The organism is Endozoicomonas sp. ALD068, assembly GCF_049310145.1.
Taxonomy (GTDB): domain Bacteria; phylum Pseudomonadota; class Gammaproteobacteria; order Pseudomonadales; family Endozoicomonadaceae; genus Endozoicomonas_A.
The window spans coordinates 5,748,742-5,771,623 of sequence record NZ_JBLYNU010000004.1; the positions used below are offsets into that span (position 1 = coordinate 5,748,742).

Here is a 22,882-nt window from a genome sequence, read left to right on the forward strand (position 1 = left end):
TCGGCGCATTCGTTTGTACAGTTTTGTCGTTTTCATTTCTGCTGTTTTTCACCGGTTCATATATTGTTCCAGAGCTTCTCTCAAAGGCATGCTGTTTCACGCCTCTGGTATATCGTTTCAGGTAGTAGCCTTTATCACCAATCTCAATACGGCACATGGAGCTGATAATATCCCGGGTGGTTTCGCACCAATCACGGTATAAGTGCTCTCGAGCGAAGCGACAGCATTGCCAACCGGTGTGTTATTACAGGATTCCGTCAGTGTTCAACTGGATGACTTTGGCTCCTGTTTTGCCAAGGGGCAGTTATTTGCCTTTGACAGAGAGAGTTACGGCTCATATATGTTAGGGGTTTTGCCACTTGAAGCGAACTCTGTGGAAATTAGAAGTGTGAGGTAGCTTTTTGTTGTATTGAAGGCGTCCAGAGATAATACCGGGAAAAATGCCTATTGCTTGAGAGAATTGGCTGATAGCAGCTTTAGTGAAAACCCCTTCTTTCAAGAAAGCAGAGTATTCACTTTCAGGAATTAATGTTGTCTGTGCAAATTTATCTGCTTCAGACTCTTGTCTGATATATTGTTGATCTTTAGAATCATTTTCCAAGAATGTGATTCTTTTATCATGTAGCAAAATGTGTCCAATTTCATGCATTAAACTAAACCAAAATATATCAGACCAACTACCTCTCATAGACATCATTATTACAGCCTTGCTTTTGCCTATCCAGTAAGTTGCACCTGTAGTATAAGTTTTTGAGAAATGCGGGATGACAACTAACGCTATGCCACAATCGGCAAGTAAATTACTCAGCTTTTCTAACAGAGTCTTTGGCTCTGTTTCAAAAGTAAGCTCTCTCAAAACCGGGAGAGATTGTTGAAGTTTTACTTTATCAAATTGCCTGACTTCTGTTCTGGACGCAAGAATATGGCCAGCTCTAAGCCAAGCTGCCAGAGCTTCATGAGAAGTACTTTCTTTCTTATTCTGCCTGAATGCAGGAGCGTATTCCTTCACAGAAGTAATATGGAAGAGCGAGGAAACACCAAAAAATTTTCGGAGTTCTTTGACTTTCTCCAAAGGTTTTCTTGTTTTTTCAACAAGGCCTAATTTTGCTATCTCTGTATATGGGTAGGCAGAAGCTAATTGTAGCTCGTCTTTTGCCTTCTTTTCATCAGCATCCTTTGCCATTACCAAGCGATATTCGGACTCAAGATTGCTCCAGAAATACGCAGGCGCACCGACAACTTGCTCAAGCTGAAGAGCGGTTTCTGGTGTGATAGCCTTTTCTCCTTTGAGAATCTCATTGATGGCTTGAGGAGGTCGACCCATTCTACGAGCTAGCTCTGCTTGGGTAATATCCATCTCTTCAAGCACTTCCTCCAAATACTCACCCGGGGGAATGGCCAAATCGGACACGTAAGTCTGTTCAGTCATCATAGTGCTTGCTCACTTCTTCAATCATTGCGATATTCAGCGTGTCACCCTCGACGGTGAATATCAGTCTATAAAACCCCGTCAGATTAATAGCATTCACCAGAGCACCGCACGTCATGACACCCCTTTAGCTCGCCTGCCCATAAGCGATCACTTTGGCTGCAGGAAATGAAGGCTTAGGGCTAAGTTTTAAGCGTCACTCTTTCCCGCTTTTCGTTCCATGCGCTGATACAGTTTTACGGCTTTCTTCTCAATGCGAGTGAGCAAAGCGCTGTATTTTTTTAATGTGTCTCTGAGAGACAGCCCTGTATAGGCTTTCAAAAAACGAAAAACATCATTTCGGCTGATGCCATAATCCATGGCAGAGAAGTAGAGTCCAGATAAGTCTTTCAGTCGCCAGCGCTCGGGTATTTCATCCCGAATCTGGGCCCGGTGAAGGTCAATCAGATAAAACTTCAAGTGTTTCGGATCGGGGGTCTGGGTTTCAGGCATCATGAAATGGCAAAGATAGTAATCACGATGATTGACGCCATTATCGTGGAGTTTTTTGCTGATTTCTGCCAGCTTCAACGTTATAGCCTGCTTCAATCGAAAGGAAGGAGGAGCGCTTTTCCAATGCTCGCAAAAATCCTCCAGAGTGACCATATTCGCCAGCTCTTCTGTCACCAGAAAAGAGCGAAGTGTGGCAGGGTTATTCCCGGTTTCTCCATAGGCGACAGGTGTCATAGTATCAATGCCAATCTCATGGAGTTTGTTCAGAGCTTCCCATTCGTTTCTTGCACCAAGAACGGGTTTACGCAAATGCATAAAGTTCTCAAGAATTTCAAACCAGCCGACACCGCCATGCACTTTGGCAAAATAGCCTTTGCCATTCAGTTCAAATCGAAAGGTACGGCGAGCTTCAAGTGCTCTGTAGACCTCTCCATCCATTGTTTCCAACAGGGATTGGGGGTCCTTGCCTTGCCAGGCTTTTTTAAAATCGTCTCTAAGATATAGCATTAAGAAATCGAGAAATGGCCAGACTTTCGATCAGCCTGTTCAATAATAATATCAGCGGCCCGCTCAGGCAGGCTATACAGGTCCTCAGAGCCACTGAAAGCAATGGCATTGTTTTGCCATTCCAGCCAATGCTCTGAATCAAGCATTGTGCTGACAGCCTCATTCAGAGAAACCTGATTAAACGGACTTGGTAGTACAGTACCTGCTTTGGCGTCTTCGATATAGTGCGCATAGCCACAGACATCGGTGGTCAGCACAGGCAGCCCGGCAACCAATGCTTCTAGCAGAACGGTGCCGGTATTCTCGTTGTAAGCTGGATGGATCAGCAAGTCGGCACCCAGCAAAAATCGGGGCACATCATCTCGGCCAGCAAAAAAGCGAAGTTGGTGCTCAATACCTAATTGTTTGGCCAATGACTCAAAGGGTTTTTGTTTGTCCTGACCTATCACAAAGAAACGAGTGCTCTGTTTTTGACAAGCGGGCAATGAAGCAATAGCCCTGATGGCTCGATCCAAACCTTTGGTTTTGAAGCCAGAACCCACCATCAGAACGAGTTTGTCCCCATCAGTGAGTGAAAACTCTTTTCTGAATTCTGCCCTCACGGCTTCGGCATTTTCAGGTCGACATCGATCCTTTGAAATACCCGGAGGCAGCAAATGAATGCGCTCTTCAGGGGTATGGTAATACCGCTGAAAGACAGGCTTTTGCAGTGCAGATATCAGCAGGGAAACGGTTTTGCTTTCCTGAGAGAAAACCGCTTCCTCAAAGGCTTGGTAATATCGAAAGCGTGATGTGAGTCGATACCACCAGCCTTTTGATTGGGCTTTGTCCAGATAACAGGTGTCGGCGGCATAATAGATATCCAGCCCCGGCATTTTATTAAACCCTGTCAAAATGACTTCTGGCTGGTCGGCTAATGTTTTGCCGATCTGTTGTTGGAAGCTCTTCATCCTGACATGGTTTGAATGACCGTTGACTTTAAGAACCCGGATATCAAAACCGTCAGGCTTTTCGCCCTGCCAGCAGGTGGTAAAAACAAGAACTCTATGGCCTCTTTTCTGGCATTCAAGCGCAATCCTCAGAAAATCTCTCTGTAACCCCCCAAAAGGAAAATACTTATAAAGCGCAAAAGCCAATATCATGAAGACGCCTCTTGCAGAAGCTTCTCCAGGTAGGGCCAGACATAATCCGGGGTCATAGGGGTGAAAATGTCCGGGTCGGCTTTTGGAAGCTGGCATTCAGGGCACTGGTCAACGGTCAGATGAATCTGTGAGCTTCCGTAGGCTCCCACCCGGTCAGGACGGGTCGGGCCGTATAGAGATACAGCGGGTGTTTCCAGAGCTGCCGTCAAATGGCCTAGTCCTGTATCGACAGCAACCGCCGCTTTAGCATTTGCTATGACCCCGGCAATACCACTCAGGCTGAGGCGTGGCAGCACCTCAATATTATCGGAACATTTTGCGATGCAGTTGGCTCGTTCTTGCTCTTTTTCGTTGCCCCAGGGAATGACGATATGCATTCCCGCTGCCTGAACTTTATGGGCCAGTTGGCACCAGTAAGTTTCTGGCCAGTGTTTGGTGGGCCATGTGGTGCCATGAATAAAAACGACATAGGGTTTATTTTGAATCAGGTCGCCATCGAATCGGGATTGGTCGAGCAAAAACTGTCCGGGTTCTGTTGGCAATTCGTAGTCCAGTGATTTGGCAAACAGCTGTCGTACACGCTCGACGGCGTGTTGCCCCCAGTTAACCGTTTTTGGGAAGTCATAAAACTTGGCAGAAACGGGTTCCCGGGCTGAGTTTTTATTCAGCCCGAACTTGGGGCCCCGCGCCATTCGCGTAATAAGAGCGCTTTTCAATAATCCCTGGGCATCGATAACTGCATCGTATTCTCTGAATTTAAGATCTTTGCGAAAACGACGCCACTCGCCTGAGTGGACTGTGTTCAGGATCGATTTTCGCCATCTTCTCACCGCGACAGGTATGACTTTATCGACAGCAGGGTGCCAGCGCGGGATTTCCGCAAACCCTTCTTCTACGACCCAGTCAAACCGGATGCCCGGAATCGCTTTGGCAGCATCGGTGAGGGCTGGAAGTGTGTGAATCACATCGCCCATGGAGGTGGTTTTTACAATAAGAACTTTCAACCCTGAATCTCCAGAGTCTGTTCACCAGACAGTCGTTCCAGGGCGTCCAGAACCATTTCGGGTCCCAGCTTTTTCATGCAGTCCATGTGTTCCAGAGGACATTCACGTTTAAAGCAGGGGCTGCATTCCAGTCCCAACCAGAGTGTTTCACTGTTGTCGTTCATTGGCGGGGTATGAGCAGCAGTGGTCGAGCCATAAACAGCCACCAGAGGTCGAGAAAGTGCGGCGGCAATGTGCATAAGGCCAGAGTCATTGGAAACCACAGCATGGGCCAGAGACATCAGGTCAACGGCATCCGCCAAAGTGGTTTGTCCTGCCAGATTAAAACAACGTTTATGCAGGTTCCTGGGCAGGTAGCCCATGATTTCCTGGGTGACGGCATGGTCTTTTTCAGAGCCGAACAACCATATTTGCCAGCCTTTCTGAGCCATCGTCAAGGCCACTTCGCCGTAGTAACCGGCAGGCCATTGTTTCGAGGGGCCAAACTCAGCGCCAGGACAAAGCGCCAGAATGGGCAAGTCATCAGACAGTTGATAGCGATGCAATGCTTTGGCAACACTCTGGCTGTCAACACTCAAGGCAGGTTTGGGTAGAGGGGAGGGCAGTGGCGACTTATCCGGATAGGCCAGAGCAACAAAGCGTTCAACCATAAGAGGGTATTGCTCTTTGTCCAGAACTCTCAGGTCGTTAAGCAGGCCATACCTCATTTCTCCCCGCCAGCCAATTCTGACAGGAATGCCGGCAAGGAATGGAATCAGGGCAGACTTTAGTGAATTGGGCAGAAGAATGGTCCGGTCATACCCTTGTGCTTTCAGGTCTCTGGCTATTCTTCTGCGCACGGCCAGATTCAGGCTGCCATGGCCTACGGGCATATCAATCCCGTTCCGGACTTCAGGCATGCGCTCAATGATGGGGCGGCTCCAGCCTGGTGCCAGTACGTCGATGACAGCCTCTGGATGTTGTCGTTTCAGGGCAATGAACAAAGTTTGAGCCATTACCATATCCCCCACCCAGGAGGGACCGACAATCAAGTACTTCACGTTGCTGCAGTTCCTGTTTCAGGGAGGCTTCTGGAGCCTCCTGGGGATCGATCCGGAATCGATCTCTTGTAATTGGGCACGCTACCGCCCTCAGTGAGAGCACGCTGTCACCGATGGCAGAATAAGCACACTGGACAGTGTCCAGTTTCAAATATGCAGAGTATCCCGTCTGAAGATAGGCCGGGGATACATTACATCCATGTAAATAAAAAGCGGCGTAGATTATACGCCACTTTTTCTGATCAATAACTCAGTAATTCTTACAGCTTATGGAATGAAAGCCAGTGATTCAGATCACATGAGCCAGCCACTCAGGGTATGCTTCCCGCTGGCCCTGAACCTGATCAAAGTACATAGTTTGCAGCTGTTCGGTGATGGGGCCACGTTGACCACTGCCGATGATGCGGCCATCGTGCTCGCGAATAGGCAGTACTTCAGCGGCTGTTCCGGTGAAGAAAGCTTCTTTGGCAATATAAACTTCGTCACGGGTAATGCGCTTTTCCCTGACTTCCAGACCCAGTTCCCCGGCAAACCGGATAATGGTGTCACGGGTAATTCCTTCCAGACAGGAAGTCAGCTCAGGTGTGTAGAGAATACCATCTTCTTTGACAATGAAGATGTTTTCACCACTGCCTTCCGCCACGTAACCTTCGTTGTCCAGCAGCAGAGCTTCTTCGCAGCCGCTGTCCAGTGCTTCACGCAGTGCCAGCATGGAGTTCATGTAGTTACCATTGGCCTTGGCCTTGCACATGGTGATGTTTACGTGGTGACGGGTGTAGGAAGAAGTACGGATTTTGATACCTTTCTCTTTGGCGTCAGGGTCCATGTAAGAAGGCCAGTTCCATGCAGCAACGATGCAGTGAACAGTTAGCCCTTCTGCACGAAGGCCCATGCCTTCAGAGCCCAGGAAGCACATGGGGCGGAGATAGGCACTGTCAAGACCGTTCTCACGAACCACCAGCTTTTGAGCTTCGATCAGCTCTTCACGGGAGTAAGGGATCTTCATACCCAGGATATGAGCACTTCTGAACAGTCGATCCGTATGTTCTTCCAGACGGAAAATAGCAGGACCCTTGTCGGTATTGTAGGCTCGAACACCCTCAAAGACGCCCATGCCATAGTGCAGGGTATGGGTCAGAACGTGGGTTTGTGCTTCTCGCCATGGAACCAGCTTGCCATCAAACCAAATAACGCCATCTCTATCGGCGAAGGACATGCGAAAACTCCCGATGCAATCCAGTAATTTTAACCATGAGAATGTAGCTAAGTTCATCGCCAAATGGGCAGCTTTGTTTTCTCACGGTGGTATTGTGATTTTATTGAAGACCCTTAGTGAAAGTCTTGTCATCACTTTGGGTGACAAAAGTCTTTCTGTGCTCATGGTTGTTTCGTGTTCATGGCTACTCAGCCCGGTGGGTCTCAAGCCAGGCTTGCAGGCCGCTGTGGGTAAGGCGGCCATGATTCTGTCTGTGCTTCGGTTATCTGCAGGCAGACGAGTATTGGATCATACTTTGCTACTGATTCCAAACCGCCGGGACATTCATTCCAGCCATAGCTGCCAAAGCGCTTCAACCTGACGGGTGAAGGCCTCCACCAAGGGGATTTCCACAAAGGATGGCTCGTTTTGCAAAGCTTTCAAGTGAGCCGCTTTTCTCAAGACTTTATAAGCTTCTCTAAGCCCTTTGCCTTCACTGGCTGTCAGGTAGCCGACTTTTTCCAGTGACTCCGAAATTCGAATGTTATCCGGAAATTGCGCAATTTCCGGGTGAGCGTGAGCATGGGCTAATACGGCGTATTGCATAAGAAACTCAATATCGACAATGCCGCCGCGATCGTGCTTTAGATTAAAGAGGGGTTGCCCCTGTTCATCCCGTCGGGACTTTGTCAGATGCTCTTGCATTTTATGGCGCATCCTGATGACTTCTGCCTTCAAGGTGGCAGGGTCCCTGCCAATGGCCAGAATACTTTTGCGAAGTGATTCAAACTTTGCTGTCAGCTGTTTATCGCCAGCTACTGCCCTGGCCCGGACCAGAGCCTGATGCTCCCAGGTCCAGGCGTCATTGCGCTGGTACTTTTCGAAAGATGTGAGTGAACTGACCAGCATTCCTGAAGCGCCTGAAGGGCGCAGACGCATGTCGACTTCATAGAGTCTTCCGGAAGGGGTTTGAGCGGTGAGAATGTGTATGATTCTCTGTCCCAGTCGTGTATAGAAGGTAGAACTTTCTATGGAGCGCGAGCCGTCTGTTTCTTTATTGAGAGCGCCGTTATGCACGAACACCAAATCCAGGTCCGATCCCGGACTGAGTTCAATGCCACCCAGTTTGCCGTAGCCAATGATGATAAAGCCAGGATCGCAGATGGAACCGTCTTCACCCACAGGGTGCCCATGTCGCTCAACCATGGTTTTCCATGCGAGGCCGACCACTTGATCCAGCAAGGCTTCGGCAATCCAGGTCAGGTAATCGCTTTCCTTCATTAAGGGTAATGTACCAGCAACCTGTGCTGCCGCTACTTTCAAAAGATGTGACATCTTGAAGTAGCGCAGCGCTTCCATCTGGGCCTCCAGATCATCTTCCGGAATATGAGTCAGTTGTTGTCTGAGGTCGTGCTCAAGTTCCGCTTTTTTGGGTGGGTTATAGAGATCACCAATATCCAGGAACTCATCCAGCAAGGCCGGATGTCGGGCAATCTGGTCTGCTATCCAGGGGCTGGCGGTACAGAGGCTGATCAGGTGCTCCAGAGCTTTGGGGTTTTCCATCAGCAAAACCAGGTAAGCCGTTCGGCGTAAAACACTTTCAATAAGCGGAAGAATTCGGGTCAGTGCCAGATCAGGCTGTTCGCTACGACCGATATGTTCCAGCAGCGAAGGCATGAAGTGGTCAAGTCGCTCACGGCTTTGGCGGCGGATTCTGGTGATGGCTCTGCCATCCCTGAGCGCTGACAGACGTTGCCTCGATGCTTGTGGCTCTGAAAAGTGGTTCTCCTGGAATTGTTTTAATTCCTCGTCTTCGTTGAGATTGCCCTGCCAGAGCAGCTTCCAGTGCTCCTGAACCGTCTGTTCCTGATCGTTGGATGTATCCGGTAAGGACACAACCTCATCAAAGTGTCCCAAGACCTGCTCTCTGTGATGATCCAGTTTACTCATCAGGGAAGACCAGTCCTGGTGCCCTGCAATAAAAGCAATTCTTTCCTGTTGCAGGGTATCGACCGGCAGTTCCTGAGTCTGTCTGTCTTGCAGCGCCTGAATAGCATGCTCTAAATTTCGAAGGTATATGTAGGCTTCAGTTAACGCCTGTGTAACGAACTCTGGCAGGTAATGCGGCGAGAGTCGGTTGAGAATGTTGAGCAGTCCCTTTTCCTGAAGGCTTCGATCCCGGCCACCGTGGATCAGCTGAAATGATTGGGCAATAAATTCAATTTCTCTGATGCCGCCGGGACCTAATTTGATGTTGCCCTGCATGCCTTTGCGCTTTACTTCTCTTTGAATCAGGGCCTTCATATCCCTGAGTGCAGAAATAGCACTGAAATCAATGTACTTTCTAAAAGTGAATGGCTTCAGAATGTTGAGCAGATTCTGACCTTCCGGGATATCTCCGGCAATGGCTCTGGCCTTGATCATGGCATAGCGTTCCCAGTCTCTGCCCTGATCCTGATAATACTGCTCCATAGCGGAAAAACTCATGGCCAGTGCACCGCTGGTACCATAAGGCCTCAGTCGCATATCAACCCGGAATACAAAGCCGTCCACCGTTTGATTGTCCAGGACTTTGATCAGACGTTGCCCAAGCCGGATAAAGAACTCCTGATTATCCAGAGAGCGAGCTCCACCCAACGTTTCACCCTTATGGGGATAGGTGAACATCAGGTCGATGTCGGAAGAAAGATTCAGTTCCTGCCCACCCAGCTTGCCCATGCCGAGTACGATCATCTTTTGTGGTTGAGGTGTTTCTCCATAGGAAGCCCCCATCGGGGTACCCCAGGTTTTGCAGGCTTCTTCATACAGCCAGTCCATTGACTGATCGACGCAGGCATCCGCCATAGCAGAAAGATCCAGTGTGGTTTCCTGCATGGAGCACAGGCGGTTGAGGTCACGCCAGATGATTTTGACCATCTCACGGTTTCTGTAGACCCGGAGTTGCTGCATCAGGTCATTTTCGTTGAGGACTTCCTGAGTCAGCAGGCGGAGGGCATCCTGATGCCTCTCGGGTTTGGGGTTTTTTAATAAATCCGGATTCTGATGGAGTTGGAAAACAAGATCCGGATGCTTCAGGCATTGTTCAAAAGCAAAGTCGCTGCCCGCCCAGGTTTTATAAAGTTGGGAGAGAAAATCGGGAGATAATGAGTCAGATCTGTCAGCCAGATCTTTTGCTCGACAGGTTTCCAGAAACTCGTCCCATTGCTTGTTCAGGATGCTTTTTACCGATGCAGGGCAGTTCATTCGCTCAAGGCTTTTGATTGACTCAAGGCTGTAATCTGGCGACGCCATTAGTGGAAGCCCTCTTTAGCAAGGTGGGTGAGCAGTGCTCGAACTTTGGGGGTTGAGCCACGGTGACTGGGATACAACGCATATAAGTCCACAGGCTCGAACTGCCAATCGGGCAGAATATTGATGAGCGTACCTGCTGCCAGGGCATGCTTTGCCATGTACTCTGGCAGTTCGGTGATACCCAACCCCCTGATGGACATTCTCATCAGCATGGAAAAGTCATCGCAGCGTAGACTCGGCTCAAACTTCAGGGTTCTATTTTCTTGTCCGCAAAAGAGATGCCAATCGGGATTGCGCTCCTTTGCACTCATCAACATTAGCGGATGCTCTAATAAGTCGCCCGGCGTTTTGATTTTATGTTTTGCAAAACCCGGAGCCGCATAAAGACGCAGATGGATGGAGCAGAGTTTCCTGGCAATCAGTCCAGAGTCTGGCAAGTCTCCAATTCTAAACGCCAGATCGTACCCCTCTTCAATCAAATCAACACGTCGATTAGTCAAACTAAGATCAAGTTCAACCTCAGGATAGAGTTGGCAGTATTCGGCAAGGTGGTCACCAAGCAGTGACTGTCCAACCCCGAGAGAGGTACACACTCGCAAACGGCCCTGAGGTTTTTCCAGCATGGATTCCACTGCACTGCCTGCGGCTTCATATTCCTCTTTGATTCTTTTGCAGTACTGATAGTAGCGCAGACCGATTTCAGTCAGATGTAGGGTTCTGGTTGAACGTTCCAACAGCCGCACACCCAACCGGGACTCCAGCCGGGTGATCTTGCGGCTGATGTTGGATTTCGGTGTATTCAGTGCTTCTGCTGCCTGAGTAAAGCTGCCTCTCTCGACTACCGTTGCAAATACCATCAGATCATTAAGGTCAGTCATTTGTTATCAAATATTGAACAGTGTTTTGTATGAATGAATATATATCAACTTTGGATAACAAACTAATCTGGTTTCATCACTGACTGGAAAACAGGGATTGAGCGATGGAAATTTTGACCTTAGAGCAACTACCACAGGGCGGTTTTGCCGGACTGGAAGAAAAACAGGTCGTCACAGATCAGCGAGTATTTGGTGCTCGAAAGCGACCTGAGACGGCTAACGGCATAGGTAACTTCGTTTATCTTGCTGATGCCAGCTTCTTGCCCCACGGCGAGACAGGTATGCACCCCCACCAAGAGATCGACGTCATCAGTGTGATGGCAAAAGGCCGAGTAAGCCACGCTGGATCTTTGGAACACGGCAAAGGTTTAGTTGCCGGAGAGGCGCAGGTACAACGAGCGGGTGGTGAAGGGTTTGCTCATAACGAAGTGAATCCGGATGAAACCCCCAATCAATTGATTCAACTGTGGGTTCTGCCAGAAACAAAAGGCGAGCCAGCCGGTTACAAGGCTTATACCCCGGAAACCAATGTCAGAACACGCATCTATGGAGGTAGTAAAAAACAGACGAAAACGTTTGATAGCCACACCGTGGTAGAAATGGTTCAGGCCACCGAAGGATACCAGACAGGGCATAGCGGTGAGGTTTTGGCTTATCTCAGCACTGGCAAGGCAAGCATTAATGGCGAAACCATTCAGGCTGGCACTCTGGTAAGAGCGACGGAATTGAACTTTGTTGCCCAACAAGAGAGCCAGCTGATTCTGATTTTTACCGAATCTTTTGAATGAAACAGAGCACTGATAAGGACATGACCATGACAACAAAATACTCTGAGTTTTTAACGCCGGACAACGCTGTATTAACAATGATCGACCACCAGACGGGTTTGATGGTCGGGCTGGGTGATGAACACCCGACGGTGCTGAAAAACAACATTGTTGGCCTGACCAGAACGGCAAAAGCCATTGGCTTGCCATCGGTGGTGACTGCCAGCTTGCCTGAGGGGCCAAATGGTCCGGTGATGCCTGAAATTACCGACGTACTGGGCGGGGAAGTGATTGAGCGTGAAGGGCAGATCAATGCCTGGGATAGCCTGGCGTTCAGGCAAGCCATTGAGAAAACAGGCCGCAAAAAAATCATCATGGCCGGTGTTGTAACGGACGTATGTTTATTATTTCCGGCATTGTCCGCCATTGAAGAAGGCTACGATGTGTATGCCGTGATCGATGCCTCGGGTACCTGGAATAAAACGGTTCAGGAAGTCACGATACAGCGTTTGGCTCAGGCGGGTGTGAAAGTGACGACCTGGGCTTCGGTTCTGGCAGAGCTGATGAACGACTGGCGCAGTGAATACGGTGAAGCGTTGGGGCAGGTATTGGCTGAGCATACGACCAAATACGGTTATGTGATGAACAGTTATTTCGCAAGAGGATAGTCATGGGTGGCGAGCTCAACAGCTCGCCAGTTAACCATCATTGGGTAGCACTATTTTCACGACTTGTTGAGGCAGTGTCCTTATCCGGAATTAAAGAGTTCTTAAGCTGGTTAACCAGTCTTTGTAAATGCGTAATATCTTTTATATTTCTTACCGAATAATAAACGTATTTATAAGTGTCTGTGGGTTCAGTTGTGAACAATCTGGAGTATTCAGGGGAGGGATTGTCCTGAGTTATCCTGTTGCCATCTGCATCTTTAAAACAAGCCTCCCAGAAAAGATCAATGGCTTCATCTCGTTTGTTGGCGGAAAGGGCAAAGAAAATTAATGCAAAATTACCAACCGCTTCATACTTGTCTTCCAAGGATGAGCCTTGTTGAAGAATAATGTTTACACGCTCTGTCTCTTGACGGGCAATCTTCTCTACCAGAGCCTGTCGATCTGTATTCAAGCCTTTGATGACATTTTCTTTGAACTGATGCAAGTTAAAGCTTTTACGTGCATGAAATTTTCTTGACATCCTGGCTATACGGGTGAGGGAGTGGCAGAAGCCAAAGCGAAAGGTGTGGGTACAACTGGCACAATAATCAACAATATATTCATAGTCTTCCCCAAGGGCGTTGCACATTGCAGCAGCAAGATGTACATATACGTCGCCGACTGCCTGTTTTTCCGTGAGCCTTTTGCAATTCAGCACAAACATAATTGGATTGACGAAAGACTTTTCTAAAACTTTGAAAGGTATTTCTTCATCATCCTCTGAAAGGTCAAGATTGGGTTGATGAGTATTCGGGGACGGGTCATAACCTATATGACCAAACGACGGACGAGGTATCGGATGTTCAGTCTCTCTTTGAGCACGGGAAGGAGAGTTTTGCTGGTCCCCTCCAGCCAACCCGCTACCACCGGATGGCGGTTGGACTTGACAAACGCCATGACAGGAACCGACGTAACAATTGAAACCGTACGTGTGCCGGTGTTGTTCAGGGCCCTGGTTACCGCCGCCAGAGCCGGAAAACGTAAACCTGAAAAAAGAGCTTCTAGGTTGGGTGGTTGATCCAGAGGCCTGCTGACCGGATGATGCTGATGGCGGGTTTTGTTGGCCACTATTTTGTTGGCCACTTTGTTGTTGACCCTGCCCGGGTAGCATCATAGTGGTGATGTCAAATGGGTGATCCTGACCTGACTCCGATTGATCCACTGGGCTGAACTGCGGCGAATCGTAGTTCCAATATCTTTCCAATAGCCAGCCAACGGTGACAAACACTTCTAATGGTATTCTTGAATTGGGTTTCACGTTCAGAGCGGCGTCGCTGGTGGTCATCATCAGTTCATTAGCAACCAGAAAATGAGCGGCGTGAATCAATGGCCAGGAGATCGACTCAAAAAAGGCAGTTTCTACCCCATAACCACCAGGTCCGAGTGGTTTGTCATCAGGCAGAAAAGTTGACTCTGCGCAGCCGTTAGTGTCGGCAAGGTGAAACGGGGTACCCGGCAATTTATGTTGGTCTGGCTTTATAAACAAGCTCTCTTTTGAAAAGGCTCCATCCTGTTGAAACCCGAGAACAAAACGTCTTGTCAATGGTTCGGCCTGACAAACGACAGACAACCATGTAAACAGTAACAGCAGCGCCATAGACAACGAGTTTTTCATTAATCCCACTTTGATAGTCTGTTGCTTGTAGTAGTGCTTAGGCATTCATTTTCTACAGGGCAAAGTTAGACCAAGAAAGTGATAGATCAAAAAATAAGCGTGTTTTTTTCAAAAACAAACAGTGTCATCCCTGACCTATGCTGGAATAAATCTATCATTCATCGTCGGTTTTCTGGTTGGGCTTATTTTCACTGCTTGTTGAGGTAGTGCCCTTATCCGAAATTAAATAGTCTGCAAGCTGATTAACCAGTCTTTGTAATTGAGTAATATCTTTCATATTTCTTACTGAATAATAAACATATTTATAAGTGTCTGTGGGTTCAGTTGTGAACAATCTGGAGTATTCAGGAGGGGGATTGTCCTGTGTTATCTTGTTGCCATCTGCATCTCTATAACAAAGCTTCCAGAAAAAATCACCCGCTTCTTTTAGATGATTGGCGGAAAGAGCAAAGAAAATTAATACAAAATTACCAACCGGCTCATACTTATCTTCCATCGATGAGCCTTGTTGAAGAATAATGTTTACACGCTCTATCTCTCGACGAGCAATCTTCTCTACAAGAGTCTGGCGATCTGTGTTCAAGCCTTTGATGACATCTTGTCTGAACTGGTGCAAGTTCAAGCTTTTATTTGTATAAAAGTCTTTTACCACATTGGCCATACAGCTAAGGGAGTGGCTGAATCCAAAGTTGAAGTTATGGGTAATATTGGCACAACAATGAACAATGTATTGATATTCTTCGCCCAGGGCATTGCACATTGCAGCAGCAAGATGTACGTATTCGTCGTCAGTGTCGTGTTTATTCACAAGGACTCTGTAATTCAGAAAATTTAAAATTGGACTAACGAAAAATTCAGATACAAGTCTGGAGATTTTTTTTTCAATTCCTGAAAGATCAAGTTGTTCAGAATCTGATAAAGCCCGGGTTTCTCGAAGAGCCATTCTGGCAGTACACTCTTCAAGGCTGGGTAAATGAGGACTTCGGGACGGGTCACTACCTATGTTACCAAACAACAGACGAGCTATCGAAGGTTCAATCTCTCGTCGAGCAGGGGAAGAAGAGTCTTGCTGGCCCTCTTCATCCGAATCACTGCTATCGGGTTCTGAATCCCTGCTATCGGGAGATGATCGTAGTTTACAAATGCCATGACAGGATTCGACATGACAATTTAAACCGTATGTATGTTGGGGTTGTTCAGGGTTTTCGCCACCATCGCCAGAGTCGGAAGGCGTAAGCTTGAGAGAGGAGCCTCCAGCTTGGGTGGTTGATCCAGAGGCCTGCTGACCGGATGATGCTGATGTTGGGTTTTGTTGGCTACTTTGTTGTTGACCCTGCCCCGGGAGCACCATAGTGGTGATTGCAAATGGGTGATCCTGACCTGACTCCGGTTCACCTATTGGGTTAAGCTGCGGCGAATTGTTGTTCCAATATCTTTCCAAAAGCCAGCCAACAGTGGCAAATACTTCTAATGTTATCCTCGAATAGGGTTTGGGGTTCAGGGCGTCACTGGTGGTCATAATCAGTTCATTAGCAACCAGAAAATGAGCGGCGTAAATCAATGGCCAGGAGATCGACTCAAAAAAGGCGGTTTTTACCCCGTAACCGCCAAGTCTGAGTGGTCTGTCATCAGGCGGAAAAATTGACTCTGCATAGCCGTTTGTGTCGGCAAGGTAGGTCGGGTTGCCCGGCAGTGTCTTACGGTATGGCTTAATAGAAAAACTCCCATCTGGCAAGCTTCCATCCTGTTGAAACCTGACAATATAATCTCTTGTCAATGATTCGGCCTGACAAACGGCAGACAACCACGAAAGCAGCAACAGCAGTGTCGCAGAGAACGAATTTTTCATTAGAACCCACTTTTAAAGCCCGTTGTTCGCAGTGCTTGGTTATTCATTTATCGGTAGAGGAAAGTTAGTCCAGGAAAGTGACAGATCAAAAAAATAAGCGTGTTTTTTCAACGACACCATAGGTACAGCTGGGGCCAGATTCTGTTCCCGGCACAGGTTTCGCAAACCTTCTTTTTCGGCATCGATGATGAGCTGGCCAGCAAGGTCAGTGCTTCCCTTGATCCTGAATACAATGCCAGTAAAAAAGATACGCCTCTCTGGCAAGCTATACCTGCCACTCCAATGAATCATGGTCGATTTAATGATGTTCTGGACATGGAAGAAAGAGAACAGATTGCCAGTGAGATTGATCCTGCTCAGCAGCTGAGCATCAGCTTTAGAACAAGCTCCAGCTGGAAGCAGAAAATTGCTTTTCCATTAGCTGGCATCAAAGCGGATCAAAGGCGGCTCCGGGGTATCAGCTCATGGCAGGAAGATACGCCAATATAGTGAGAGGTTTTACACTAATTCGACGAATCGTCAGCATTTTTCTTTTTCCAGTAGGGATTTTCGACTTTTCTCTGCGTAAATTCAGAGTAAAGTCCAGCGCGGAAATTTCTATCGGGGTATGCGCTGATAGAGTTTTTTCTTGTTTGATAATAATTATGTCATGGGAATTTCATGGATAAATGTAATGATGTAGCGGCTTTTGATATATTTCTGTAACTTTACTGTGCCTAAGTACTGGTACTCATTGCGGATTTTGCTTATCTTGTAGTTCAATTACAAAATTGATCGAAATCAATTTTCTGAAGTTTTAAGCTCTGTCTTCTTTGCACCCGGTTAAATCTCCATCCAGGGCCAATCGTCCGGCTGGAAGCCGATGGCACGGTGGTCGAACCTTACGCTCAAGCAGACAGGACAGATTTTTCATAGATAACAGTTTGGCGCTGGGAGCCGCGACAGGGGTAGCCCTCGAGCAATCTTTTCTTGTTCGGACTCCTCGGATCATTGGTTTTCACTGGTGGTATGGGCTGAAAAAAACGGCCCCTTAGAGCCTCGACTATCCTGACAGACAGAATTTCACTGGCTCATTGATGAATAACCGTCATTTGAAAATGTGGTTGTCCATCTCAGATTGAGGCGATTTATTTGCTCAAGGCTGAGTTGCTAAAGTGTACTCCTGTCCGGGTAATCGTAACGGAAAGATGCATCAGTGGCTGATGATCCCTTCACAGATGCTTTTTTTAGAACTGGTTACAGCGCTCAATTCTCGGAGCAAACTATATGCACGACATTGATCCCATCGAAACCCGGGAGTGGCTGGAAGCCCTGGATTCCGTTCTGGAAAAAGAAGGGGAAGACCGGGCTCATTACCTGATGACCCGACTTTCCCAGCATGCCAGAGCGAAAGGCACCCAGCTGCCCTATGCGATTACTACCCCTTATCGCAACACCATTCCGCCTGAGAAAGAGGCGAGAATGCCGGGCGACTTGTTTATGGAACGCAGAATCCGTTCCCTGGTTCGTTGGAATGCGTTGGCAATGGTCATGCGTGCTAACCAGAAAGACAGTTCACTGGGTGGCCACATCTCTTCCTTCGCTTCCAGTGCAACCCTGTACGATATCGGCTACAACTACTTCTTCCACGGTTACAACAATAACCGTGAAGGCGATTTGGTTTACTATCAGGGGCACACGGCTCCGGGTATTTATTCCCGTGCTTACCTCGAAGGTCGTCTGAGTGAAGATCAGCTGGACGGTTTCCGTCAGGAAGTAGAAGGCAAGGGTCTTTCATCCTATCCTCACCCGCACCTGATGCCTGACTTCTGGCAGTTCCCTACCGTATCCATGGGTCTGGGCCCATTGCAGGCCATCTATCAGGCACGCTTTATGAAGTACCTGATCAACCGTGGTATGGCCCCGGAGCAGAACCGTAAAGTCTGGGCTTTCCTGGGTGACGGTGAAATGGATGAGCCGGAATCCACAGGTGCAATCTCTCTGGCGGGCCGTGAAAAGCTCGACAACCTGATCTTCGTGGTGAACTGTAACCTGCAGCGTCTGGACGGGCCGGTTCGTGGTAATGGCAAGATCATGCAGGAGCTTGAAGGCGTATTCCGTGGCGCTGGCTGGAACGTGATCAAGGTGACCTGGGGTCGTCACTGGGATCAGCTGTTTGCCCAGGACAAAGACGGTGTGCTGCAGAAGCTGATGGACGAAGCCGTCGATGGTGACTATCAGAACTGTAAGGCCAAGGGCGGTGCCTGGACACGTGAACATTTCTTCGGTCGTTACCCTGAAACCAAAAAGATGGTGGAACACCTTTCTGACGATGATATCTGGCGTCTGAACCGGGGCGGTCACGATCCATACAAGGTTTACGCAGCCTACCATGCTGCGGTAAACACCACCGACAGGCCAACGGTTATTCTGGCCAAGACTGTAAAGGGTTACGGTACCGGTACCACGGGTGAAGCCTCCAACGTCAGCCACAACGTCAAGAAACTGCCTATCGATGACCTGAAACAGTTCCGTGACCGTTTCGACCTGCCGATCAAAGATGAAGATCTGGCCAGTCTGCCTTACTTCAAGCCCGCAGAAGACAGCCCTGAGATGGTTTACATGCGCAAGCATCGTGAAAAACTGGGTGGTTTCATTCCTCAGCGTCGCGAGCAGTCGGATGTGCAGTTGGAAATTCCTGACCTGAGTGCCTTCGACGCTGTTCTCAAAGGCAGTGGTGAACGAGAAATCTCAACCACCATGGCCTACGTACGTGTTCTGGCGGCTCTGGCGAAAGACAAGAATGTCGGTAAGCACATCGTACCGATTATTCCTGATGAAGCCCGGACTTTCGGTATGGAAGGCATGTTCCGTCAGCTGGGCATCTACTCTGCTGAAGGTCAGATGTATGAGCCGGTCGACTCTGATCAGGTGATGTTCTACAAGGAGTCCAAACAGGGTCAGATTCTGGAAGAAGGTATTAACGAAGCCGGTGCCCACGCTGCCTGGATCGCGGCGGCGACTTCGTATAGTAACAACAATGTACCCATGATTCCTTTCTATGCCTTCTACTCCATGTTCGGTTTCCAGCGAACCGGCGACCTGGCCTGGGCTTCAGGCGACATGCAGGCTCGTGGTTTCCTGATCGGCGCGACTTCCGGTCGAACCTCTCTGAACGGCGAAGGTCTGCAACACCAGGATGGTCACAGCCACATTCTCGCTTCCACTGTTCCTAACTGCATCAGCTACGACCCAACTTACGGCTACGAGCTGGCAGTGATTGTTCAGGACGGTCTGCGTCGTATGTATAGCGACAACGAAAACGTGTGGTATTACATTACCACTATGAACGACAGCTATAGGATGCCAGCCATGCCAGAAGGCGATGGCATTATCGAAGGTATTGTGAAAGGTCTGTACTGCTTCGAGGAAAACGCCGGAAGCGACGGCCTGAAAGTACAGCTGATGGGCTGTGGCACTATTCTTGAGGAAGTGCGTGCTGCTGCTGACATCCTGCGTAACGACTTCGGTATCGAGTCTGATATCTGGAGTGCCACAAGCTTCAACGAACTGCGTCGAGATGGTATGGCGGCAGCTCGTCACAACATGTTGAACCCTGATTCCGGGAAGCGTGCAGGCTGGGTCGAACAGCAGCTGACTGGTCGCAAGGGTCCGGTTATTGCCGCCTCTGACTACATGAAGATCTACGCCGACCAGATTCGTGAATTCGTACCAGGTACTTTCATTGCCCTGGGCACCGATGGCTTTGGTCGTTCCGATACCCGTGAGAAATTGCGTGAGTTCTTCGAAGTGGATCGTTACTTCGTTGTTATTGCTGCCCTGTACGGTCTGGTAAAAGACGGTGAACTGGAAGTGTCTGTTATGAAAGACGCTATGAAAAAGTTCAACATCGACGGCGACAAAGCTAACCCACTGTACTGCTGATTTCATAAGGTTATCCCGAATGAGCGATGAAATAATCAAGATCCCCGACATCGGCAGTGGCAGTGCAGAAGTTATTGAAATCTGCGTTGCACCCGGTGATTCAGTTTCTGCCGATGACTCCCTGATTGTTCTGGAGTCAGACAAGGCATCCATGGAAGTGCCTGCACCCCGTGACGGCAAAATCTCCGAGATCATGGTCAAGGTAGGTGACAGTGTGTCTGAAGGTGATGACATGCTGAAAATGACGACAATTGTCGTAGATAAGGAAGGTTCCGTAACTACCACCGAAGCAGCTCCAGCTCCGGCTGCAAAGCCAGAGCCTGCTCCAGCTGCTCCACCAGTCGGCAGCAGCATTCAGGACGTTCTGATTCCAGACATCGGGGCAGAAAACGTCCCTGTTATCGAAATCTGTGTTGCTATAGGTGACGAGATTTCTGAAGAAGATTCTCTGGTCGTTCTGGAGTCTGACAAGGCGACCATGGAAGTTCCTTCACCTTTCTCTGGCATAGTAAAAGAGATCTGCGTGAAAGAAGGCGACGAGATGAGTCAGGGCGATCTGGTGGTGAAAGTGGAAACCACAGGTGCTGCTCCTGTTCCGGCTCCTCAGACGGAAGCCCCTCAGCCTGCCGCACCAGCTCCAGTCGCAGCGCCTGTTGCAGGTGGCGTTCAGGAAGTGACGGTGCCCGATATTGGTGCCGAAGACGTCCCTGTTATCGAAATCTGCGTAGCCGTGGGTGATGAAATCGCTGAAGAAGATTCCCTGATTGTGCTGGAATCTGACAAAGCGAGTATGGACGTACCTTCTCCTTTTGCCGGTGTTGTCAAAGAGATCTGCATTAAAGAAGGTGACAAGCTCAGCCAGGGCAACCTGATTGCCAGGATTGAGACCCAGGGCAGTGTTGCTGCTGCGCCTCCGGCTGCTCCCGCGCCACAGGCTTCTGCTCCGGCAGCATTGGCTCCTGCGGCTGCCAAAGCACCAGCACCTGCTGCTCCGGCTTCTGCTCAGAAACTGGTAGAACTGGAAAAAGCCAATCGCAATGTCCATGCCGGTCCAGCGGTTCGCAGGCTTGCCCGTGAGTTTGGCGTTGCCCTGGAACGAGTAAAAGGCACAGGCCCACGCAGCCGTATCCTGAAAGAAGATGTTCAGGCTTACGTTAAGGCCATGCTGTCTGAAGCTGACAAGCCTCAGACAGCTGCCGTCACAGGGGGGATGGGTATTCCTCCGGTGCCTGCCCAGGATTACGCCAAGTGGGGTGAAATCGAAGAAGTGGCCCTGAATCGTCTGCGTAAAGTAGCAGCTCAGAACTTCCAGCGCTCCTGGCTGAATGTGCCCCACGTCACACAGTTTGATGAAGCGGATATTACCGAACTGGAAGCTTTTCGTAAGGCCAACAAGGCAATGGCAGAAGCCCGGGGCACCAAGCTGACTCCGTTGCCTTTCTTCCTGAAGGCTGTGGCTTACGTACTTAAAGAGATGCCGGTATTCTGCTCTTCCCTCAGTGAAGACAGTGAGTCGGTTATCTACAAGAAGTACATCAACATTGGTGTTGCTGTAGATACTCCTGACGGCCTGCTGGTACCGGTCATCAAAAATGTTGACCAGAAAGGTATCTGGGATCTGTCCAGAGAGTGTATCGAACTGGCTGGCAAGGCCCGTGACAAGAAGTTGAAACCGGCTGAAATGCAAGGTGGCTGCTTCACCATCTCCAGCCTGGGTTCAGTCGGTGGTACCGCCTTTACCCCCATCGTGAATTCGCCTGAAGTCGCTATTCTGGGTATCTCCAAGGCATCCATGAAGCCTGTCTGGAACGGCAAGGACTTTGATGCACGCCTGATGTGCCCGCTGTCACTGTCGTACGATCACCGTGTGGTTAATGGTGCTGATGCCGCCCGCTTCACCACCCTGCTAAGTAATCTGTTGTCAGACATTCGTCGTTTGCTGCTGTAATCCCGGGATTCCGGTGAGTAAAAGAGCCCGCGACTGTTTTGCAGTGCGGGCTTTTTTTACCCGGTACAATTTTTTTGGGAGAAAAGCACGCTTGCTTTCCTGATGTACCACTTTGCCAAAATCAGTCCCATCATACGGCTAATGACTTTTACTGCGCTTTCTCTCAGATAATGAGAAGGCGTTCCCCTAAAAGAAAAAACAGACAACTGATACCACAGAGCATCCCAAACATAGTGATGCAGATGATTACTTCCGGGATGCCTTTTCCTGTTGCAAAATTCATCGCTGTGGCAATGGTTCCCGGCCCACCCAGAATAAGTCGTCTAGACTGTCAGTCGTTATATTCTGCCTATGGAGTAACCAGCGTGGTTTCAAGAACTATTTGTCTATCTCTGCTTCTGCTGTCGGCACTGGCGAATGCCGTGAATGATCGTTATAAGTTGTTATTAAGTATGAAGCACTATTATGGCGATCAGGTGGTTAAAGAGGTTAATTTCTACGGCATCGCGATTGATCCTGATGAAATGTTGGATGAGGAAGACCAGTTCAAGCTGACGATTAATGGGGTTGAAATAGATGCCGTGAATGACTCGACTTATTTGCGATTGGCTGAACTGAGGCGTTCATTCAGAGATGATACCCTTTCCCAAGGTATTCAGCAGCTTGAGCCTGGGCGAGTGATGTGTAAACTGGGTGGTCCGGCCAGTGGCGTCATTTTGGAAACCCTTTATCTGACCTATCAGGACCACCGCATTATTCATGACGAGATGAGGCCAGTTTATGACCGGCCATTGAATTGCCTCTATCAGCCCAGGTATCGGCCGGTGAATGACCGTGCCCGGGAGGCTGCCCGAGGCGTGTTGGAAACCTTGAGAACCATTAGTGAACTGAGCAATTATGGTCTAAACCAGGCTTAAAGCCCACATCCAGAGGGGATAGTCATCTGACATAATGTTTCGATTTTTTAACTGGATAGCAGGGGAGCTTTTGTTTATTCCGATAGGCTCCTAGGAGCCTGACCGAGAATAGCGCAACCAGACCAACAGAAGTTTTCCCAAATCTTAAAATGAGCAAAAAATATCCAATTATTAGTG

Annotated in this window: 18 protein-coding genes; 7 read left to right on the forward strand and 11 right to left on the reverse strand. The window is 48.9% G+C overall.

Translation table 11 applies throughout. From position 1 onward, the window contains the following. Positions 1-343: 343 nt before the first annotated feature. The 7 genes from ACO6V5_RS21335 to ACO6V5_RS21365 form a co-directional block, all read right to left on the reverse strand. Positions 344-1,432 (reverse strand): HigA family addiction module antitoxin, encoded by a 1,089-nt coding sequence (locus ACO6V5_RS21335; protein ID WP_422409965.1) that lies wholly within the window; start codon positions 1,430-1,432, stop codon positions 344-346. Beyond that, positions 1,422-1,547 carry a hypothetical protein gene (locus ACO6V5_RS21340; protein ID WP_422135762.1) on the reverse strand — a complete coding sequence of 42 codons (126 nt, stop codon included), beginning with the start codon at positions 1,545-1,547 and terminating at the stop codon, positions 1,422-1,424. Before ACO6V5_RS21340 ends, ACO6V5_RS21335 begins: the two co-directional genes overlap by 11 nt. Before the next feature lie 71 nt (positions 1,548-1,618). Beyond that, positions 1,619-2,428 carry a lipopolysaccharide core heptose(I) kinase RfaP gene (gene rfaP, locus ACO6V5_RS21345; RefSeq protein WP_422409967.1) on the reverse strand — a complete coding sequence of 270 codons (810 nt, stop codon included), beginning with the start codon at positions 2,426-2,428 and terminating at the stop codon, positions 1,619-1,621. After that, a complete protein-coding gene (locus ACO6V5_RS21350; RefSeq protein ID WP_422409970.1) occupies positions 2,428-3,570 on the reverse strand; it encodes a glycosyltransferase family 4 protein in 1,143 nt (380 codons plus the stop codon). Before ACO6V5_RS21350 ends, rfaP begins: the two co-directional genes overlap by 1 nt. Then, positions 3,567-4,574 carry a lipopolysaccharide heptosyltransferase I gene (gene waaC, locus ACO6V5_RS21355; protein WP_422135759.1) on the reverse strand — a complete coding sequence of 336 codons (1,008 nt, stop codon included), beginning with the start codon at positions 4,572-4,574 and terminating at the stop codon, positions 3,567-3,569. The genes ACO6V5_RS21350 and waaC overlap by 4 nt, the downstream gene beginning before the upstream one ends. Next, positions 4,571-5,614: a lipopolysaccharide heptosyltransferase II gene (gene waaF, locus ACO6V5_RS21360; protein ID WP_422135758.1), complete on the reverse strand. Its 1,044-nt coding sequence runs from the start codon at positions 5,612-5,614 to the stop codon at positions 4,571-4,573. Before waaF ends, waaC begins: the two co-directional genes overlap by 4 nt. Before the next feature lie 289 nt (positions 5,615-5,903). Next, complete coding sequence (locus tag ACO6V5_RS21365; protein ID WP_422135757.1) at positions 5,904-6,830, reverse strand: branched-chain amino acid transaminase; 927 nt, start codon at positions 6,828-6,830, stop codon at positions 5,904-5,906. Between ACO6V5_RS21365 and ACO6V5_RS21370 the strand changes: the two genes are divergently transcribed. Continuing rightward, the gene (locus ACO6V5_RS21370; protein ID WP_422492150.1) at positions 6,829-7,191 is read left to right on the forward strand and encodes a hypothetical protein; all 363 of its coding nucleotides are present in this window, start codon (positions 6,829-6,831) and stop codon (positions 7,189-7,191) included. The two genes, ACO6V5_RS21365 and ACO6V5_RS21370, sit on opposite strands and share 2 nt — an antisense overlap. Here ACO6V5_RS21370 and glnE read toward each other — a convergent pair. Both glnE and ACO6V5_RS21380 read right to left on the reverse strand, forming a co-directional pair. Continuing rightward, entirely contained in the window at positions 7,155-10,100 is a 2,946-nt protein-coding gene (gene glnE / locus ACO6V5_RS21375) for a bifunctional [glutamate--ammonia ligase]-adenylyl-L-tyrosine phosphorylase/[glutamate--ammonia-ligase] adenylyltransferase (protein WP_422135755.1), read from the reverse strand. The genes ACO6V5_RS21370 and glnE overlap by 37 nt on opposite strands. Further along, positions 10,100-10,978 carry a LysR family transcriptional regulator gene (locus tag ACO6V5_RS21380; protein WP_422409973.1) on the reverse strand — a complete coding sequence of 293 codons (879 nt, stop codon included), beginning with the start codon at positions 10,976-10,978 and terminating at the stop codon, positions 10,100-10,102. Before ACO6V5_RS21380 ends, glnE begins: the two co-directional genes overlap by 1 nt. 104 nt (positions 10,979-11,082) lie before the next feature. On the opposite strand from ACO6V5_RS21380, the gene ACO6V5_RS21385 reads away from it, so the two are divergent. Both ACO6V5_RS21385 and ACO6V5_RS21390 read left to right on the forward strand, forming a co-directional pair. Continuing rightward, a complete protein-coding gene (locus tag ACO6V5_RS21385) occupies positions 11,083-11,766 on the forward strand; it encodes a pirin family protein (protein ID WP_422409975.1) in 684 nt (227 codons plus the stop codon). A 26-nt stretch (positions 11,767-11,792) separates the two neighbouring features. Beyond that, the gene (locus tag ACO6V5_RS21390; RefSeq protein ID WP_422135752.1) at positions 11,793-12,413 is read left to right on the forward strand and encodes an isochorismatase family protein; all 621 of its coding nucleotides are present in this window, start codon (positions 11,793-11,795) and stop codon (positions 12,411-12,413) included. Between the two features lie 37 nt (positions 12,414-12,450). Here the strand turns inward: ACO6V5_RS21390 and ACO6V5_RS21395 are convergent, their stop codons facing one another. Both ACO6V5_RS21395 and ACO6V5_RS21400 read right to left on the reverse strand, forming a co-directional pair. Continuing rightward, positions 12,451-14,112 carry a hypothetical protein gene (locus ACO6V5_RS21395; protein ID WP_422492152.1) on the reverse strand — a complete coding sequence of 554 codons (1,662 nt, stop codon included), beginning with the start codon at positions 14,110-14,112 and terminating at the stop codon, positions 12,451-12,453. 109 nt (positions 14,113-14,221) lie between these two features. Beyond that, on the reverse strand, positions 14,222-15,916 hold the full coding sequence (locus ACO6V5_RS21400) for a hypothetical protein (RefSeq protein ID WP_422409979.1): 1,695 nt from the start codon (positions 15,914-15,916) through the stop codon (positions 14,222-14,224). A 99-nt stretch (positions 15,917-16,015) separates the two neighbouring features. On the opposite strand from ACO6V5_RS21400, the gene ACO6V5_RS21405 reads away from it, so the two are divergent. The 4 genes from ACO6V5_RS21405 (at position 16,016) to ACO6V5_RS21420 (ending at position 22,705) form a co-directional block, all read left to right on the forward strand. Continuing rightward, positions 16,016-16,405, forward strand: a complete 390-nt coding sequence (locus ACO6V5_RS21405) for a hypothetical protein (protein ID WP_422409981.1) — start codon at positions 16,016-16,018, stop codon at positions 16,403-16,405. Positions 16,406-17,182: 777 nt separating this feature from the next. Next, positions 17,183-19,840 carry a pyruvate dehydrogenase (acetyl-transferring), homodimeric type gene (gene aceE / locus ACO6V5_RS21410; RefSeq protein WP_422135748.1) on the forward strand — a complete coding sequence of 886 codons (2,658 nt, stop codon included), beginning with the start codon at positions 17,183-17,185 and terminating at the stop codon, positions 19,838-19,840. Positions 19,841-19,859: 19 nt separating this feature from the next. Further along, entirely contained in the window at positions 19,860-21,788 is a 1,929-nt protein-coding gene (gene aceF, locus ACO6V5_RS21415; RefSeq protein ID WP_422139194.1) for a pyruvate dehydrogenase complex dihydrolipoyllysine-residue acetyltransferase, read from the forward strand. A gap of 365 nt (positions 21,789-22,153) precedes the next feature. Continuing rightward, positions 22,154-22,705: a hypothetical protein gene (locus ACO6V5_RS21420; protein WP_422409984.1), complete on the forward strand. Its 552-nt coding sequence runs from the start codon at positions 22,154-22,156 to the stop codon at positions 22,703-22,705. The last annotated feature ends 177 nt before the right edge of the window (positions 22,706-22,882 follow it).

What these genes read in the sequence shown, in the direction of transcription:
- ACO6V5_RS21335 (WP_422409965.1), bottom strand. Translation starts at nt 1,432, where the DNA reads ATGATGACTGAACAGACTTACGTGTCCGATTTGGCCATTCCCCCGGGT.
- ACO6V5_RS21340 (WP_422135762.1), bottom strand. Translation starts at nt 1,547, where the DNA reads ATGACGTGCGGTGCTCTGGTGAATGCTATTAATCTGACGGGGTTTTAT.
- rfaP (WP_422409967.1), bottom strand. Translation starts at nt 2,428, where the DNA reads ATGCTATATCTTAGAGACGATTTTAAAAAAGCCTGGCAAGGCAAGGAC.
- ACO6V5_RS21350 (WP_422409970.1), bottom strand. Translation starts at nt 3,570, where the DNA reads ATGATATTGGCTTTTGCGCTTTATAAGTATTTTCCTTTTGGGGGGTTA.
- ACO6V5_RS21370 (WP_422492150.1), top strand. Translation starts at nt 6,829, where the DNA reads ATGCGAAAACTCCCGATGCAATCCAGTAATTTTAACCATGAGAATGTA.
- ACO6V5_RS21365 (WP_422135757.1), bottom strand. Translation starts at nt 6,830, where the DNA reads ATGTCCTTCGCCGATAGAGATGGCGTTATTTGGTTTGATGGCAAGCTG.
- glnE (WP_422135755.1), bottom strand. Translation starts at nt 10,100, where the DNA reads ATGGCGTCGCCAGATTACAGCCTTGAGTCAATCAAAAGCCTTGAGCGA.
- ACO6V5_RS21380 (WP_422409973.1), bottom strand. Translation starts at nt 10,978, where the DNA reads ATGACTGACCTTAATGATCTGATGGTATTTGCAACGGTAGTCGAGAGA.
- ACO6V5_RS21385 (WP_422409975.1), top strand. Translation starts at nt 11,083, where the DNA reads ATGGAAATTTTGACCTTAGAGCAACTACCACAGGGCGGTTTTGCCGGA.
- ACO6V5_RS21390 (WP_422135752.1), top strand. Translation starts at nt 11,793, where the DNA reads ATGACAACAAAATACTCTGAGTTTTTAACGCCGGACAACGCTGTATTA.
- ACO6V5_RS21395 (WP_422492152.1), bottom strand. Translation starts at nt 14,112, where the DNA reads ATGCCTAAGCACTACTACAAGCAACAGACTATCAAAGTGGGATTAATG.
- ACO6V5_RS21400 (WP_422409979.1), bottom strand. Translation starts at nt 15,916, where the DNA reads ATGAAAAATTCGTTCTCTGCGACACTGCTGTTGCTGCTTTCGTGGTTG.
- aceE (WP_422135748.1), top strand. Translation starts at nt 17,183, where the DNA reads ATGCACGACATTGATCCCATCGAAACCCGGGAGTGGCTGGAAGCCCTG.
- aceF (WP_422139194.1), top strand. Translation starts at nt 19,860, where the DNA reads ATGAGCGATGAAATAATCAAGATCCCCGACATCGGCAGTGGCAGTGCA.